This is a genomic window from uncultured Deefgea sp., assembly GCF_947072475.1.
Classification (GTDB): domain Bacteria; phylum Pseudomonadota; class Gammaproteobacteria; order Burkholderiales; family Chitinibacteraceae; genus Deefgea.
In genome coordinates, this window is the sequence record NZ_CAMTIA010000058.1 from 1 (window position 1) to 17,403 (window position 17,403).

General features: G+C 47.3%; 18 protein-coding genes. 3 read left to right on the forward strand and 15 right to left on the reverse strand.

Features of this window, described 5'->3' with window-relative positions:
- Nucleotides 1–270 precede the first annotated feature (270 nt).
- Nucleotides 271–1,059 (forward strand): crotonase/enoyl-CoA hydratase family protein, encoded by a 789-nt coding sequence (locus tag Q0V82_RS14205; RefSeq protein WP_297576822.1) that lies wholly within the window; start codon nt 271–273, stop codon nt 1,057–1,059.
- 156 nt (nt 1,060–1,215) lie between these two features.
- Here the strand turns inward: Q0V82_RS14205 and adk are convergent, their stop codons facing one another.
- The 8 genes from adk to Q0V82_RS14245 form a co-directional block, all read right to left on the reverse strand.
- Nucleotides 1,216–1,872, reverse strand: coding sequence for an adenylate kinase (adk, locus tag Q0V82_RS14210; RefSeq protein WP_297576823.1), 657 nt, complete (start codon nt 1,870–1,872; stop codon nt 1,216–1,218).
- Between the two features lie 70 nt (nt 1,873–1,942).
- Nucleotides 1,943–2,326, reverse strand: a complete 384-nt coding sequence (locus Q0V82_RS14215) for an MAPEG family protein (protein ID WP_297576824.1) — start codon at nt 2,324–2,326, stop codon at nt 1,943–1,945.
- Between the two features lie 14 nt (nt 2,327–2,340).
- Entirely contained in the window at nt 2,341–3,120 is a 780-nt protein-coding gene (kdsB, locus tag Q0V82_RS14220) for a 3-deoxy-manno-octulosonate cytidylyltransferase (RefSeq protein ID WP_297576837.1), read from the reverse strand.
- Nucleotides 3,117–3,296, reverse strand: coding sequence for a Trm112 family protein (locus Q0V82_RS14225; RefSeq protein WP_173534433.1), 180 nt, complete (start codon nt 3,294–3,296; stop codon nt 3,117–3,119). Before Q0V82_RS14225 ends, kdsB begins: the two co-directional genes overlap by 4 nt.
- Nucleotides 3,286–4,332 carry a tetraacyldisaccharide 4'-kinase gene (lpxK, locus tag Q0V82_RS14230; RefSeq protein WP_297576825.1) on the reverse strand — a complete coding sequence of 349 codons (1,047 nt, stop codon included), beginning with the start codon at nt 4,330–4,332 and terminating at the stop codon, nt 3,286–3,288. The genes Q0V82_RS14225 and lpxK overlap by 11 nt, the downstream gene beginning before the upstream one ends.
- A 506-nt stretch (nt 4,333–4,838) precedes the next feature.
- Nucleotides 4,839–5,603 carry a DUF4145 domain-containing protein gene (locus Q0V82_RS14235; protein WP_297576826.1) on the reverse strand — a complete coding sequence of 255 codons (765 nt, stop codon included), beginning with the start codon at nt 5,601–5,603 and terminating at the stop codon, nt 4,839–4,841.
- 99 nt (nt 5,604–5,702) lie between these two features.
- Entirely contained in the window at nt 5,703–6,128 is a 426-nt protein-coding gene (locus Q0V82_RS14240) for a biopolymer transporter ExbD (RefSeq protein ID WP_173534436.1), read from the reverse strand.
- A 155-nt stretch (nt 6,129–6,283) separates the two neighbouring features.
- Nucleotides 6,284–6,892: a MotA/TolQ/ExbB proton channel family protein gene (locus Q0V82_RS14245; RefSeq protein WP_297576827.1), complete on the reverse strand. Its 609-nt coding sequence runs from the start codon at nt 6,890–6,892 to the stop codon at nt 6,284–6,286.
- Between the two features lie 437 nt (nt 6,893–7,329).
- Here Q0V82_RS14245 and Q0V82_RS14250 point away from each other — a divergent pair, with 437 nt between their 5' ends.
- A complete protein-coding gene (locus tag Q0V82_RS14250) occupies nt 7,330–8,664 on the forward strand; it encodes an NCS2 family permease (RefSeq protein WP_297576828.1) in 1,335 nt (444 codons plus the stop codon).
- Between the two features lie 238 nt (nt 8,665–8,902).
- On the opposite strand, the gene Q0V82_RS14255 is transcribed toward Q0V82_RS14250, so the two are convergent.
- The 7 genes from Q0V82_RS14255 to uxuA all read right to left on the reverse strand — a co-directional run bounded on the left by Q0V82_RS14255 (nt 8,903) and on the right by uxuA (nt 16,967).
- Nucleotides 8,903–9,844 (reverse strand): sugar kinase, encoded by a 942-nt coding sequence (locus Q0V82_RS14255; protein ID WP_297576829.1) that lies wholly within the window; start codon nt 9,842–9,844, stop codon nt 8,903–8,905.
- A 177-nt stretch (nt 9,845–10,021) separates the two neighbouring features.
- Nucleotides 10,022–11,329, reverse strand: coding sequence for a TRAP transporter large permease (locus tag Q0V82_RS14260; RefSeq protein ID WP_297576830.1), 1,308 nt, complete (start codon nt 11,327–11,329; stop codon nt 10,022–10,024).
- A gap of 2 nt (nt 11,330–11,331) precedes the next feature.
- Nucleotides 11,332–11,811, reverse strand: coding sequence for a TRAP transporter small permease (locus Q0V82_RS14265; protein WP_297576831.1), 480 nt, complete (start codon nt 11,809–11,811; stop codon nt 11,332–11,334).
- 341 nt (nt 11,812–12,152) lie between these two features.
- Nucleotides 12,153–13,136, reverse strand: coding sequence for a TRAP transporter substrate-binding protein (locus Q0V82_RS14270; protein ID WP_297576832.1), 984 nt, complete (start codon nt 13,134–13,136; stop codon nt 12,153–12,155).
- Between the two features lie 122 nt (nt 13,137–13,258).
- Nucleotides 13,259–14,656, reverse strand: a complete 1,398-nt coding sequence (gene uxaC / locus Q0V82_RS14275; protein WP_297576833.1) for a glucuronate isomerase — start codon at nt 14,654–14,656, stop codon at nt 13,259–13,261.
- 404 nt (nt 14,657–15,060) lie between these two features.
- Entirely contained in the window at nt 15,061–15,915 is an 855-nt protein-coding gene (locus tag Q0V82_RS14280) for an SDR family oxidoreductase (RefSeq protein ID WP_297576834.1), read from the reverse strand.
- On the reverse strand, nt 15,912–16,967 hold the full coding sequence (uxuA, locus tag Q0V82_RS14285; protein WP_297576835.1) for a mannonate dehydratase: 1,056 nt from the start codon (nt 16,965–16,967) through the stop codon (nt 15,912–15,914). Before uxuA ends, Q0V82_RS14280 begins: the two co-directional genes overlap by 4 nt.
- Before the next feature lie 185 nt (nt 16,968–17,152).
- On the opposite strand from uxuA, the gene Q0V82_RS14290 reads away from it, so the two are divergent.
- Nucleotides 17,153–17,403 (forward strand): FadR/GntR family transcriptional regulator (locus Q0V82_RS14290; RefSeq protein ID WP_297576836.1); only part of this gene is annotated, 251 nt, incomplete at its 3' end.

The window sequence follows — 17,403 nt, forward strand, 5'->3', positions numbered from 1 at the left end:
TTCACCCATTTAGTGACCTGCATCGCCGTTGCACTTACTAGTTGAATCCGCCAATGAAAACACCTACCGCCAATAGAAAAACGAGCGCCCATCTCCCCCTAAATAGCATACCGTCGCATAAATGACGACGCCAATGCGTTTCAAACAACTGTTTTTACTTCTAACTTCGCGTTGTCTGGCACAATCTTTGAGCAAAGAAATACGCAAACACGCCGACCAAGCCAACCCGCCAAACTGGCGCAAATGCGCCCATTATCAAAGAGTCATCGCATGCCTAATTTACTCTTAGAGATCAAAGGCCCCATTGCCTATGTATCACTCAATCGTCCAGAAAAACGCAATGCAATGCCTTTTTCGTTATTGATGGATTTAATTGCTACCGCCAAGCTACTCAAAAAAAACAAACAAATTCGCTGCGTCATTCTGATGGGGCAAGGGGAGTCTTTTAGCGCTGGAATCGATTTGAACGATTTAAATCAATCTAAAAATCGCTGGTTTGCGATGTGGCAACTAATAAAGCCGGGGCAAAGCGTCTTTCAAAAAGCCTTCTTAATCTGGCAAACGCTACCGTTTCCGGTCATCGCCGTTTTGCATGGACATTGTTTTGGCGCGGGCATGCAGCTGGCTTTAGCGGCTGACTTTCGAATATCCACGCCAGATTGTCAACTATCCATCATGGAGAGCCGCTGGGGACTGGTGCCCGATATGGGCATTACACAAACGCTGCGCGGATTAGTCGCCAGTGATATCGCCAAAGAACTCACCTTTACTGGGCGAATTTTGACGGGCACCGAGGCCAAGATACTGGGTTTAATTAGCACGGTCACCGAGACGCCATTAACCGCCGCCACTGAAATGGCCGAGCGTTTATGCCAACAATCTCCCGACGCTTTGCACGCCGGCAAGCAAGTAATCAACGCCATGTACCTCAAGCCAAGCAAAGCATTGCGCCTGGAGAAAATCTGGCAACTTAAATTACTACTGGGCAAAAATAGTCGCTTGGCGCGCAAAGCCAGCAAAGACCTCACCGTGCAATTTGCCCCGCGCCAATACGATTAAGCACCCTGCTACGCGCCCGTTTTGATTGCGTATGGCTCGCTTGAAGGCATCAGCCCAAAAAAACTAAGCACCGTCCAAAGGCACTTTCATTAGGCATAAAAAACCACTTTCATAGAAAGTGGTTTTTGGTATTTAGCCCGGCAAAATCAATACGGCTTATGCGGCCAACGCTTTGAGCGTTTGTTCACGCACCACATCAACCGCTTGCGTGCCATCGATTTTGATGTATTTCGGTGCATTGCCATGACCAGAAGCGGCCAATTTGCCATAAAAATCAACCAAGACTTCAGTTTGCTCGTGATAAACGCCCAAACGCTTTAACACCACGTCTTCTTTATCGTCATCACGCTGCACCAAAGGCTCGCCAGTTTCATCATCAATACCTTCCACTTTCGGTGGATTGTATTTGATATGGAAAGTGCGGCCCGAAGCCATGTGCACACGGCGGCCGGCCATGCGGTCAACGATGTTTGCGTCTGGCACGTCGATTTCAACCACATAATCAATATCTACACCGGCAGCGATCATCGCTTCAGCTTGTGGAATCGTGCGTGGAAAGCCATCAAACAAGAAACCATTGGCGCAATCGGCTTGCGCAATGCGCTCTTTAACCAGACCAATAATAATATCGTCACGCACCAAACCGCCGGCATCCATAATGGCTTTTGCTTCTAGCCCTAAGGGCGTGCCTGCTTTCACCGCAGCGCGCAGCATGTCGCCAGTCGAGATTTGTGGAATGCCAAATTGTTCGCGGATAAAGTTCGCCTGTGTCCCTTTACCAGCGCCTGGCGCGCCCAAAAGAATTAATCGCATGGTGTTTTCCTAGTGGTTTGAAAGTACGAATACTCAGTAGTGCTCAAGGCAAATAGAATATTTTTTATAATTAAAACAAGGTATTAAATAACAAAGCCAGCGCAGCAATCAGCATGGTCATCAAAGTGAGCATCATTCCGGCAACCCGAAATTTAAGCTGCTCTTTAAGCTGACTAATCGCATAAGCATGCAAGATTCGGCCTAATAATAAAGCCAAACCCAAGCCTTGTAATAATAAATGCGGCGCATTTTGCATTTCGAGTAAAAACAACAACAGCACGCAGAACGGCACGTATTCCGCAAAATTAGCATGCGCCCGAATCGCCCGATTGAGCTCAGGTTGCTGCTGATCGCCGAGAACGACACGATATTTTCGCCGCAGCTTAATCACGCGAAAGGTCAAATACAGATACAGCAGGCACAGTAATGCTGCGTACATAGCCACAATCTGCATATCCACCTCGCTGATTAGCCCTGCTGGGCAACAATTGCGCGCACTCGCGCTAGATCTTCAGGGGTATCGACCCCAGCGGCTGGCGCGCTACTGGCAATATGCACCCCAATGGCAAAGCCATGCCACAGCACGCGCAATTGCTCTAGCGCCTCAACTTGCTCGAGCGGCGATACGGCTAAATCGCGGTACTGGCGCAAAAAGCCCGCTCTATAGGCGTATAGGCCGATATGTCTTTGTGCACCTAGATTGGCAGGCAATACCCAGTCGGCATCTTCATTGTCGGCAGCAAAAGCATCGCGATGCCATGGCATCGGCGCGCGGCTAAAATACAGCGCTTTTTGCTGTGCATCACAAACCACTTTCACCGCATTGGGATTAAAAAACTCTTCCGCATCGGTAATCGGGTGGCTGGCCGTCGCCATCGCCCAGCTTGGATTAGCCATCAGCGCTGCGGCCACGGCATTGATCAGCTCTGGATCAATCAAAGGCTCATCGCCTTGCACATTGACCACAATGGCGTCATCGGGTAATGCCAAACGATCCACCGCCTCGGCCAAGCGATCCGTACCAGAGGCATGATCAGCGCGCGTTAACAACGAGGCGTAGCCCGCTGCCATCACCGCGTCTTGAATCGGCATTGCATCGGCAGCGACCACCACCATGGATGCATTTGAGCGCAAAGCTTGCTCAACCACCCGCACCACCATCGGTTTGCCGCCAATATCGGCCAAAGGCTTATTGGGCAAGCGCGTAGAATTGAGCCGCGCCGGAATAATCGCCACAAAGCTCATTATTCAAACTCTTCTGGGCTAAGTTCACGCGCTTCGCTCACCAGCATCACGGGGATACCGTCTTTAATCGGGAATGCCAAACGATCTGCTTTGGAGATCAACTCTTGCTTGGCCTTATCGTAAATCAAAGGGCCTTTTGAAACTGGGCTCACTAGAATTTCCAGTAGCTTAGCGTCCATTTTGATACTCCGTAATTGCAGATAAAGTAGCTTGCAGCCATTGCGCCAGATTCGGTTCAATCTGCGCGGTCACTGGCAAGACCCAGATTCTATCACCGTCTGCCATTAAATTTAAGGCAGCGAGCTTCACCGCGTCCTTTTCCGTAACGATCATCGCGCCGCTAGCGGGCAAATCGGCAGCGCAAAAAGCATGATGATCGGGCATGGCTTGCTCATTAAAATGGTAATTCAAACCGCGCAGCGTCGCAAAAAAACGCGCAGGATTACCCATCCCCACCATCGCCGTCAGCGATTCACCAGCAAAATCCGCCGCGTGGCGCTTAATCTCGGGGTGGTGTAATTGATAGCAAGCACTCGCCACTAATTGCATCACAAACTGCGGCGGGTATAGCTCGCTAAGCAAATCCACATCTGGCCTACCATTCAATACCACCGCCGAAACTTGCCCTAAGCGGCTACGCGGTTCGCGCAGCGGCCCAGCGGGCAAACGTAAACCATTACCTAAACCGCGCGCAGCATCAATCACACACAGCTCAATATCGCGCGCCAAAGCGTAATGCTGCAAACCATCATCACACAGCAATACATTCACCTCTGGATGCGCCGCCAACAACGCCAGCCCCGCGCTCGCGCGCTGCCTTGCCACAAACACCGGCACCTTGCTTGCCCGCGCCAACAGCAGCGGCTCATCGCCCACCACCGCCGGATCGCTCTCTACCGTCACCGCCAGCGGCGTATGGCGATCATCGCCAGAGCGCGCATAGCCGCGAGAAATAATCCCGACCTGCCAACCCAGTTGCGTCAATTGTTGCGCCAGATAAATCGTCAACGGCGTTTTACCCGTACCGCCAACCGTGATATTACCCACCACCACCACCGGCACCGGTAAGCGTGTTGATGGTTTGATTTTGAATTGAAACAGCAGCGCATTAAGCTTAGCCAGTAGCGCAAACAGCATGGAAAGCGGCCACAGCAAAACCGCCCAAATCGTTAAGCGGCCATACCAAATTCGGTTGAGAAAAGATTCAATATTCATAAACACATCATCGTAGGGCGGGTTAGCCGCGTACCCCGCCAATTGGATTCAGAAAAAACAACAGCGCATCAGCGCAGATTAAAAACCCAAGCCACGCTACACGGCTTGAGTGACGCGATGCCCCCTTGACGGAGGAAAGCTGGGATGGGGACGTTGCGCTACACGCCATCGTACCACCCTCACCCTAACCCTCTCCCATCAAGGGAGAGGGAATGCTGCGATGCTATAAGCAGCATCAACACACAATCTGAACATTACAAAAAACCGATGTATTGCCCGCAAAGCCTTACCAATCAATAGCCACAAGAAAATACATCACCAACGTAGGGCGGGTTAGCCGAAGGCGTAACCCGCCAATTCAGCACCGATCTATACGGCGTATCCGCGTGCGCAAATCAAGATTTGCACACCCTACTTATTACTCAAAATCAGAAATCAAAGGAGTCAGACTCGATTGATTCCACGGAAAACTAGAAATCAATCGAGTCTGCCCCCTTTGATTTGCACTAATCTCTAACAGGGCCTTTAGCGCTATTAATAGCCTCAATTCTTGTTTTAATAAAATGATCACATTTCGGCTTAGGAAAAAATTTTTCAAGAAAATGCTCTAAGATTTCGTATCCATCCAGCGCATCAGAATGTCTGAAGCTATTTGGCTCATGCGAACCAGAATTTCCTAACCATCTAATTGCATCAAGAATTTTTGCTTTGTCAGGCTCTGTGTTTTTAAAATCTTTAAGGCGACTCCCAAGAGAAATTAAGTTGCCGTTAGATTCATTCTTTTTTACGGAATAATAGTCAAGTAATACTTCAATTGCAGAACGAATGCTGTTGATACATGCAGCTGGATTGCACCAATATAATGAAAATGAGTTTTTAATTTCGAAAGCGAAATTGGCAGGTACAGACTCAAATCTTGACAAGTCAATTATTGGCATGGCCGGCAGAAAGAATTTCGGCGACAACTCTTTATACTCAATCATTTTATCAACTTCAGGCCAATCAGGAGATTGATCTCTCTCAATTTTGGCTACTCCAGAAACAATGACTATTTCAGGGCAAAGATTACATTTAATTTGTCCATGAAAAACATACGATATCCAATCATACTCAAATGCTTCACAATCTCGATAATTGACTGTTTCTGCATTTTCAATAAACTTCAGATCAATCTCTTTTGGGATTAAGTACCCACTATCACATGTAGGGCATTGCCAAACACGTTTCTGATAAACAAAATCAAACTCCGGCTTAAATTTATCTCTATCCATTAACGCACCATTGATTGACTGCTATTGCACTACGCTCTAAATAATCCCGAAACGAAAAAGAAAACGGCGCCTAAGCGCCGTTTTCAAATATCAACTCAATCACTTCTGCCCACTGGTCTGTGTGGCAAATGTCAGCTTGCCGTAACCGGCGACTCTTGCCGCTTCCATGACGTTGACGACGTTTTGGTGGCTGGTTTGCGCGTCGGCGTTGATGACGATCATCGGCTCGGCGTTGCTGCCAGCGGCGCGGCGCAGTTGTACGGCGAAATCGTCGGGGCTATTAAATTGCGCGGGTTGGCCATTAATCATTAATTGCCCATTACCCGAAATGCCAACTTGAATCGATTGCGGTTGTTCTTCTTGCTTCACGGCGTCGGCCGTTGGCAGGTTGATTTTCAGCTCGGCAAACTTGGAATACGTGGTGGTTGCCATTAAGAAAATCAAAATCACCAACAGCACGTCGATCAAGGGAATAAAGTTGATTTCCGGATCGATGCGGCCACGACGGCCTTTATTGAATTTCATAAGGTTTTGCCTTCTTCATGATGAGAAGCGAAAAACGAGCGAAAAGGTCAAAGACAAGAAACAAAGCTGGAGAGAAACCGGAATTTACTCATGTAAATGAGGATTTCGAGCCCGCTTTGTGACGCAGTATTTGGCCTTTGCAGCCGTTTTTTTTATTAGTGGCGTTCGCCGTGGACAATCTCAACCAACTTAATCGCCTGCTGCTCCATCTCAACAATAAAGTCATCGACCTTACTGGCAAAATAGCGATAAAACATCAACGCTGGCACGGCAACGATAATCCCGAAGGCGGTGTTATACAGCGCAATCGAAATCCCGTGTGCCAAAGCGGCTGGGTTACCGGCGCCACTTGGGGCTTGCGAACCAAAAATCTCGATCATCCCGATAACGGTACCAAATAAACCCAACAGCGGCGTTACCGCAGCCAGCGTACCTAAAGTCGATAAATAGCGATTTAAATCATGGGCAACGGCGCTACCGGTTTCTTCGATTGATTCTTTCATGATTTCGCGCGAGCTTTTGACGTTTTTCAAGCCCGACGCCAACACCTTGCCCAAGGGGCTAGACGCTGACAATTTATTCAAACTTTCTGCCGTAACGCCTTGGCTACGATACTCTTGCACCACTTTGGCCAAAGTACCTTGCGGCAACACCAATGTTTTACGTAAGGACAGCAAACGCTCAATAATAATGGTCACCGTTGCAATAGAAGCAGCGATAATCAGCCAGATGGGCCAGCCTGCGGCCTCGATGATAGCGAGCATAATAAAAACCTTGATTAGACGAATGGCAAAAACCGCGTAACTTTAGCCCGAATACGGTGTAAGGGGAAGGGTTAGCGCTGAAGATTTAAATAAGATTCACACTGCGCGCCAACGAAATGCGACTCCAAGTCCAATATTTGCGATTTTCCCAGCCAAACAGCAGACTTGAGCGTGACAGAGAACAGCGTCATTTAACGTTGCATCGGCCCCAATCAAAGCAAAAAAACCGCGCTCACAAATTGCAAGCCCCTTCGATGTAAATGCTCAATACAGCCTTTAGCTGCAGATTGCTTTAAAATTGTCTATTAAACACGTCTGCAATTCTATCGTTCCCGCACATACTTAAGCTGTATCGCCAGTGCGGCACGATGGAGCACGACGCACGAAATCGTCGATTAACGACGTATTTTATTTTTAGTTTTTATTTTGAGAACCCCATGAATCAAGCGCCCTCTCCCGCCGAGCCGACGAGTTTACTCGAGCGTTTTTTTAAACTACAGCGCCATGGCTCTGATGCCAAAACCGAGTTCATCGCTGGGGTCACCACCTTTTTAACGATGGTGTATATCATTTTTGTTAATCCGCAAATCTTGTCGAACGCGGGAATGGATCCGCAAGCGGTGTTTGTTGCCACCTGCGTGGTCACCGGGCTGAGCTGTATTTTGATGGGTGCCGTTGCCAATCTACCGATTGCCATTGCGCCAGCGATGGGGCTGAATGCCTTTTTTGCTTTTGTGGTCGTCACCGGTATGGGCTATTCGTGGCAAATCGGTATGGGCACGATTTTTTGGGGCGCGCTCGGTATGCTAATCCTGACACTTTTTCGCGTACGTTACTGGCTGGTGGTTAACATCCCACATAGTCTGCGCGTCGGGATTACCGCTGGGATTGGCTTGTTGATTGCCTTGATTGGCTTACAAAATACTGGCATCGTGGTCGCCAATCCAGCGACGATGGTCGCCGTGGGTAATTTAGCGTCGATCCCGTGTATTTTGGGGGCCTTGGGCTTTTTTATTATTTGTATCTGCGCGCAAAAAGGCATTCATTCTGCCGTTTTGATCTCGATTGCGGTCACGACCGCCTTGGGTTACTTTTTGGGCGACGTGAGCTTTAAAGGCGTGGTGGCAATGCCGCCAAGCATGTCGCCCGTGCTAGGCCAGCTCGATTTAATGGGCTCGCTCGACATTGCTTTGGCAGGGGTGATTTTTTCATTCTTGCTGGTTAATTTATTTGATTCATCAGGCACTTTAATTGGCGTAACCACTCGCGCCAATATGGTTGATGAGCAAGGCCGCTTCCCACGCATGAAGCAAGCAATGGTGGTTGATAGCATTAGCTCAATCAGTGGCGCGGTGCTCGGCACTTCGGCCACATCGGCGTATATCGAGAGCACTTCGGGCGTAGCAGTGGGTGGCCGCACCGGTTTAACGGCAATTGTCGTTGGGGTGTTATTTTTACTGGCGGTGTTTTTCTCGCCACTGGCAGCCATGGTTCCGGCGTATGCCGCAGCTGGCGCAATGATTTTTGTCGGCGTGTTGATGTGCTCTGAATTGGCCAAAGTCAATTGGGAAGACCTCACCGAAGCCGTACCATCTTTTATTGCTGCCGTGATGATGCCGTTTACGTTTTCGATTACCGAGGGCGTAGCAATGGGCTTTATTGCCTATTGCGTAATGAAAACCGGCACCGGCCGCTGGCGTGAAATCCACCCTTGCTCATGGATTGTGGCCGGCTTATTTGCGCTTAAGTTTTTCTGGGTCGACGCGCACTAAAGCGTTGTGATCGCCCTTAGCGCTGATCACACTTAGCGCTGATCATACTTAAAACAAAGCCTTATCCCGAGTCCATCGGGATAAGGCTTTTTTTGATTATGGCCCTGCTTTAGCCGATTTTTGTGAACCCACTTTCAAGCGAGCGCATAGCTTGAATCGTCGGCTAAAGCCGACCCTACAACATCATCTACAACATCGTTGGCTTGCTGAACGCAAGACTTCAGCCAGCGGTTTAAACTTAAGCCGCAATCGTCGCGATCGGCATATTTTCACGCGGAATAATCGCGCCCGGGTGCTGAATCACAATCCCTGCCAAACGATGCGCCTGCATCGCCGCCGATGGATAATCCATCCCTTGCAAACGTGCCGCCAAATAGCCAGCAGCAAATGAGTCCCCCGCCGCCGTGGTATCCACCACTTTAGTGACGGGCTCGGCTGAAATTTCAATTTGCATGTCTGCGGTGGCGACAATACACGCACTACCGCCGCGCTTAATCACCACCTCAGTCACGCCGCACGCTTGAGCTCGCGCAATCACCGCTTCTACTGATTCTTCGCCATACAGCGCCACTTCATCGTCTAGCGTTAACAAGGCAATATCGGCCAATTGCAAAATAGCGCGGTAATTGGCTTGCGCCACTTCACGGCTTTCCCACAAGCGCTGGCGATAGTTATTATCAAACACAATTTGGCTACCGGCGGCCTTGGCTTTTTGCAGCTCAACCAACAAAACAGCACGATCAGCCGCACTTAAAATCGCCAAACTAATGCCTGACAAATAAATCATGCGGCACTGCGCCAAATCAGCCAGCACGCTCGGCGCTGCCGGATGCTGCAACCAATATTTAGCCGCCGAATCACTGCGCCAGTAATGAAAATGCCGCTCGCCATTGTCTTCAGTTTCAATCAAATACATGCCGGGCAGTCGGCACTGATCTTGCAATACCCAATCGGTACAAATTTGCTCGCCTTGCCAAGCTTGAATCATTTCATGGCTAAAGCCATCCACGCCTAAAGCCGTGACATAACGCACTTCAAACGCCGCATCGAGCTGGCGCGCCAAATAAATCGCCGTATTGAGGGTATCACCACCAAAGCGATAATTTAAATGCGCGGGTTCGCGGCGCAGTTCGATCATACATTCGCCGATTAAAGCGATACCTTGTGCTGTTTTATTCATGATGAGATCACTTCCATTCAAATCGACGGCACTTCAATCGCCGTCAAATATGCGGTGTTAATCAAGCAAGCGTTAGTGTCTTGCTATAAAAATAAGGTGGGTATATCTATAGGTCTTTTATATGTTAAATCACTCCGGCGGCGGCAAGCCGCACGCCGCAGTAGACCTATCGTTGAATTATTCGTAACCGAACAAATTAGGAATAAACATTGAAATTTCTGGCACAAAAATCACCAACAACAACGCCACGGCAATCGCGCCGTATAAAGGCAATAAAGGCTTAATGACTTTTTCAATCGATACTTTAGCCACCGAACAACCAATAAAGAGCGAGCTCCCCACGGGTGGCGTGCAAATCCCTAAGCACAGATTAAAGGTCATCATCACCCCGAAATGAATCGGATTCATGCCCAATTCAAGCACGGCAATCGGGTAAAAAATCGGCGTAAAAATCAAAATCGCTGGCGTCATATCCATAAAGAAACCGACCACCAAAAACACCAAATTGATAATTAATAAAATGATGATTGGATTATCCGAGATCGCCAATAAACCATCGCTAATCGTCGCTGGAATATCGGTAAACACCATCGCATAACTCATCCCCATTGAAACGCCAATCAATAGCATCACAATCGAAGTCACCAAGGCCGATTCCAAAATAATGCTTGGTAAATCTTTAAGGCTTAAATCGCGGTATAAAAAAGTCAGCGCCAAGCAATACACCACCGCAATCGCCGAAGCTTCAGTCGGCGTGCAAAGACCCGACAAAATGCCGCCCATAATGATGATAATCAGCATTAAAGAAGGAATCGCCGCTTTGCCGTAAAAAATAAAGTCTTTTAAAGTTGGTTTTTGATCGGCCACATAACCGCGTTTTTTAGCGATTAAACCGGCAATCAACATCAAAGCACCGCCCCACAAAATACCCGGCAAATAACCGGCTAAAAACAGCGCCGCAACCGAAGTACCACCAGAGACTAAGGAATACACAATAAAGGTATTGGAAGGCGGAATCAGTAAGCCCACTGGCGCAGAAGCGATATTCACCGCTGCTGAGAGCGCCGGATCATAACCTTCTTTTTTTTGTAGTGGTGCCATCACCCCACCCACTGCGGCGGCGGACGCTACGGCCGATCCGGACAATGCACCAAACATCATATTGGCCAGTACATTGCAATGCAGTAAAGGACCGGGTAAACGGCCACCTAGCACTTTGGCAAAATTAATCAAACGAATCGCCAAACCGCCGCGATTCATAATATTGCCCGCCAAAATAAAAAATGGAATTGCCAATAAGCCAAAGCTATCTAAACCCGACGCCATTTTTTGCGCCATGGTCATCAAACCCGACGTGAGCGGAATATCCGCAGCAAACACCAAAGTGGCAATTGATGACAAACCAATGGCAAATGAAACGGGCAAACCCAAGAAAATCAATACAAAAAACATCCCAAATAAAACCGACAGCGCAAACCAATCCATGATTATGCTCCTTGTAACTGTGGCGTTTTCATCGCTTGCAGTAAATCATGCAAGCTATAAAAAGTAATGGCTAAACCATTGAGGGGAATCGCTAAATAGATAAACCACATCGGGATATGCATCGCACTAGACACTTGACCTTGGGTATTGAGCATGGCCATATACCCACCCATCACCATCACCGAAACAGCAAAAACAATTACCAAGCAATGAATCAGTCGATCAGACCATACTTTGCGACGCCCCGTTAAACGGCTGGTTAATAAATCAATCGCCAAATGCCGTTTTTGTCCATGCGCCAAAGAAGCACCAAACAAACCCACCCAAATAAAAATAAATCGGGCGCCCTCATCGGTAAAAGTACTATTCACCCCCATCCAACGCGCCAACACTTGCCAAACAATACAAATGAGCAATACTGAAAATAGAAAAATAATCAATCTGGATAAAACAAAATCCAAGCAGCGTTTAATCAATTCCATAATATTATCCTTAACCACTTATAAATATATTTACAATCGGCCGTACAACCTTATCTTGGCATTACCCGTCTCTGTATCGAGCTCATCGTAACGCGCACGTTTTTAGATAACCTTTGTACGACTTAATGACAAAACAATTTATCAAGAGACAATTAACTCTCGACACACAATCATCAACGATTTATGCATTGCAATTATTGCGATAAAACAAAGAAATAATTAGAATTTAAGACCGCCAAATGTAATTAATTACATCCAGCAATAGACGAAAAAAAAGCACAAATACTTAATCTATTATCTAAAGTATTTGTGCTTCATCCCCAATTGGCTTCGCTATTAAATTAACGACCTAAGGCGCGGATTTTTTCAATTTGCTCATAAGTTGTTGGGTCACTCACTTTGAGCTTATCAAAAATAGGCTTCACTGCATCTTGGAATGGTTTTTTATCCACAGCAACTATACTCACCCCCATTTTTTTGGCTTTTTCTAATTCAAGCTTTTCGCTGGCTGTCCATAGCGTGCGCATTTTATTGGTTGATTCTTCAGCCGCTTGCAAAATGGCTTTTTTATTTGAATCCGATAATTTATTCCAAACTTTAGTCGACATCACCAAGACATCGGGCACCATGGTGTGTTCATCTAAACTAAAAAACTTAGCCACTTCGCTATGGCGGTTTAAGGTAAATGAAGGTGGGTTATTTTCTGCACCATCGACCACCCCTTGTTGCAATGAGGTATATAGCTCACCAAATGACAATGGCGTTGGATTAGCCCCCATGACGGTGAGCATTTCAATCGCCGTTTTACTTGGCTGCACGCGGATCTTCATGCCTTTTAAATCGGCGGGTGATTTAATTGGTTTTTTAGCATAAAAACTACGCGCACCACCATCGTAATAAGCAATCCCGATAAAGCCTTTAGATGCTGAAGACGCTAAAATATCTTTACCAATCGGGCTAAACAATACTTTGTAAAAGTGATTGCTATCGTTAAAAATATAGGGGTAGTTAAATACACTATATGGTTTATGGAATGATTCTAGCTCAGAAGCATTGGATTTTGCCAAAGCAATCGCGCCATTTTGTACTTGCTCTAATGAATCTTTTTGATCGCCTAATGAGCCATCTGGATAAATCCGAATCTGCACATCGCCGTTAGAAAGGACTTTGGCGCGATCGGCAAAATACTTCATCGAGACATGAACTGGATGCTGAACACTTTGGTTGTGACTTAATTTCATTCTCACTGCCGACATTGCTGGCGCAGAAATAAAACCCAAAATAACAGCAGAGGCGATCATTTTACTTAATAATGTTTTTTTCATGATTGAATTACACCCTTAATTAAAGAAAACCATTCCAACTATCTAAATAACTAAAACCTAAACCAGCAATCGAGCCCGCATTTAATTTTTCTTAGTGATCTATCGCAGGCGATTGACTTTTTTTATAATGAGAAATATTTTTTGGCGTTGTCATAACATACACCACGAATAATTTGGCTTAATGCCTCTTCGTCGTGTGGATATTCGCCAGATTCCACCCAAGCGCCGACTTGGCGGCACAATAAGCGGCGGAAATAATCATGTCGTGGGTAAGAAGCAAAACTACGTGAATCGGTCACCATACCGACAAATGCACCAAATACGCCGTGATTGGCCAAGGTAATAAATTGCTGCAAATTGCCTTCTTTATGATCGTTAAACCACCAGGCTGGGCCAAACTGCACTTTGCCGGCCATCGAGCCATCTTGATAACAGCCCATTAAAGTCGATAGCACTTCATTTAAATTGGGATTTAAACAAAACAGCATGGTTTTAGGCAGGCATTGCTGCGCATCGAGCGTATCGAGCAAATGCGCCAAACCCAATGAAACATCCATACCAGAAATCGCGTCATAACCGGTATCGGCACCGAGGCGAATTAATTGGCGTTGATTATTATTGCGCTGCGCACCAATGTGTAAACACATCGTCCATTGCTGGGCGGCGTAATGCGGGGCCAATTGCGCCAAAATGGCAAATAGATATTGCGATTGCGCGGCGGGTGATAGCAGTTGACCGGCTAAACGCTGCTGGAAAATCACCTCTAACTCGGCATCACTGATGATTTGATGCGGCAAAGCTAAATCGACGGCATGATCGCTAATTCGTGCGCCTTGCAAATGGAAAAACTCAATTCGCTGCGCCAGTGCCGTAATTAATTGTTTAAATGAATGGATTTCAACCCCACTGCATTGGCTGAGTTTGGCCAAATAATCGATAAATCCAGCGTCATTAATTCGCATGGCTTTATCCGGGCGAAATGCCGGTAATACGCGGGTGGTTAAAGACGAATTGGCAATGCGTTGATGGTCAAGCAAATCATCAGCAGGATCATCGGTGGTACAGGCGATTTCAACATTAGCTTGTTTAAGCATCGACCAGCTATCCATCTGCGCTAGTTTTTGATTAATGTCAGTCCAGAGTTGCGGGGCATTTTTGGCATTAATTAGGGTATCAATCCCAAAAATACGGCGTAATTCTAAATGCGACCAATGATAAATTGGATTGCCAATCGCTTGCGGCAAGACTGAACAAAAGGCGTTAAATTTGGCTTCATCAGATGCGTTACCAGTAATGAGTGACTCATCAATCCCAGCGCTACGCATTAAGCGCCATTTATAATGATCACCACCTAGCCAAAGTTCGGTCATATTGCGCCAAGACTTTCGGTTGGCGATTTCATCGGGTGGCAGGTGCGAGTGGTAGTCAATAATCGGTAAATCGGCAGCGATTTCGTGATAAAGCTGCTGGGCAACGCCGGTATCGAGCAAAAAATCCTGATCCATAAATGATTTCATCATGCTGTCCTTTTGCCACTGACCCGCTGTATGCCAGATCAATGCCTTGCATGGGTTTATTGCCAAGTAAGCGCAACGCGAATCGTTGCTACATCGTGCCGGGCGCGCTCTGCGCCAAGCTGACCGCGATGATCTCAAACCTTACTCACACAACAAAACCATAATATTTACAATTTCAAACTTTAATCACAGGGTATTTAGATGTGAGTCATATTTAAATTAGCCTGCATCCAAATACCACCATGATGTATCGCAGAAAATTATCTGATTACGTCTCTGCTTCAGCAAACCGAAAAAACCTATTTAATCGTCATTCCCGCGAAGGCGGGAATCCAGTTTGTGCCGCTGGATCCCCGATGAAAGCACTCGGGGATGACGCTGCTGAAGCCGAGGATAGCTAGGAGAATTTAAACGCCTGAATACGCCGAGAAGCCGCCATCAATGGCAATCACCGTGCCATTGACAAAACCAGACGCTTCTTCGCTGGCGAGCCAGAGCAAAGTACCGACCAATTCATGCGATTCGCCAAAACGGCCCATCGGGGTTTGCTGAATGATTTTTTGCGCGCGAGCAGTGAATTCACCGCTGTGTTCATCAATCAATAATTTGTGATTTTGCTGCGTCAAAAAGAAGCCCGGCGCCAAGGCATTCACCCGAATACCGGCTTTGCTAAAATGCACTGCTAGCCATTGCGTAAAATTACTCACCGCCGCTTTGGCGGCGCTATACGCTGGGATTTTGGTCAATGGGCAAAATGCACTCATCGAAGAAATGTTGATAATGCTGCAACCGGTACGGCCCAGCATTTGCCGCGCAAACACTTGTGTTGGCAGCAAAGTACCGAGGAAATTGAGGTTAAACACGAACTCAACGCCAGCGGGATCTAGATCAAAAAAGCTAGTCAATTCTGGGTCGTCCAAACGATCAACATCCAAATACTCTTGCCCGGTGGTGCCTTTAGGATGATTGCCGCCTGCGCCGTTCAGCAATAAATCACAAGGGCCTAACTCAGCCAACACCCGCGCTGCCGCAGCATCGAGCGATTCACGCTGCAACACATTGCATGCAATCCCAATCGCCATCGCACCCAAATCACGCATTTGCTGCGCCGCCGCTTCTGCAGCCACTGGGTTCAAATCCAAAATGGCGATTTTTGCGCCATTTTTGGCCAAGGCGGCCGCCAATTCAGCGCATAACACACCCGCGCCGCCGGTGACGACCGCAACTTTATTGTTTAAGTCAATTTCAAATGGCAATTTCATTGTGCTTGCTCCTGTTTGGCTTTCTCAATCCCTTCCCATAAGCCATTCAAATACACCGCACCCAAGGCGCGATCATATAAGCCATAACCCGGTTTGCCGGTTTCGCCCCAAATCATTCGGCCATGGTCTGGACGCACATAGCCTTCAAAACCCGCCTCAAAATAAGCGCGAACAATTTGCCCCATATCTAAAGAGCCATCGCTCGATTTGTGGCTGGTTTCGTGAAAATCGCCTGCGGCATTGACTTTAACATTACGTAAATGCGCAAAATGAATTCGGCCACGACCGGCAAATTCGCGAACTAATTCAACAATATCGTTATTGCAATCCGCGCCTAAAGAGCCTGAGCACAGCGTTAAACCATTGGCTGGCGTATCGATAATCGCCAATAAGCGTTGCAAGTCAGCGCGGTTTTTAATAATGCGCGGCAAGCCAAAAATCGGACGCGGTGGATCATCAGGATGCATCGCCATTTTGATGCCCGCTTCGCTAGCCGCAGGAATAATGCCGTGCAAGAAGTAGCTCAAATGTGCCCACAAAGTTTCTTCATCAATGGAAGCGTATTCCGCCAACAGCGCTTTGAGCTCAGCCGGGCTATAGCTGCTATCCCAACCGGGTAAAGAAATCCCTTGGTCTGGATCGATTTGAGCGACTTCGGCCATGCTAAACGCCAAAGTATTTGAGCCATCGGGCAAAGGCATACTGAGCGTAGTGCGAGTCCAATCAAACACCGGCATAAAGTTGTAGCAAACCACTTTTAATCCGCACTGCGCCAGATTGCGTAATGTTTGGGCGTAATTGGCAATCAAACGATCGCGGCTCGGTTTACCCAATTTAATGTCTTCGTGCACCGGCACGCTTTCGATCACTTCAAATTTAAGGCCATGCGACTCGATGGTTTGCTTGAGCTTTTGAATATTTTCCACCGGCCAAACTTCGCCAACCGGAATGTCGTACACCGCAGAAACAATGCCATCCATGCCAGGAATCTGACGAATATATTCCAGAGAAACCGGATCGCTTGCGCCGTACCAACGAAAAGTCATCTTCATTACTGCACTCCTTTAAATAGCCTGATGGCCTAGTGGTCAGACCAATTTTTGATAAAATCGATTATAATGATTCGAACATTCACCGCAAGTAAGGGATATCCTCTAGTGGATCCCACTTGTTTTATCGATACAGTGGCGCCGACTCCATCAGGAGCAGCCAAAGCATTCGCGCGACGGAGAAGTAAATGCCTTTACCTATTATTAAAGCAGAACGACTGTACCAAAAAATCTCTAAGCTATTGATTGAACAAATAAAAGAAGGCAAGTTCATCGCCGGACAAGCGCTACCTGCCGAGCGGGATTTATCGCAGCAACTGGGCGTGAGTCGCTCATCAGTACGTGAAGCTTTAATCGTTTTGGAGATCTTAGGCTGGGTCGATATTCGAACCGGTAATGGCGTTTTTGTTAAAAATTTACTACCCGCCCAAGCCGAACC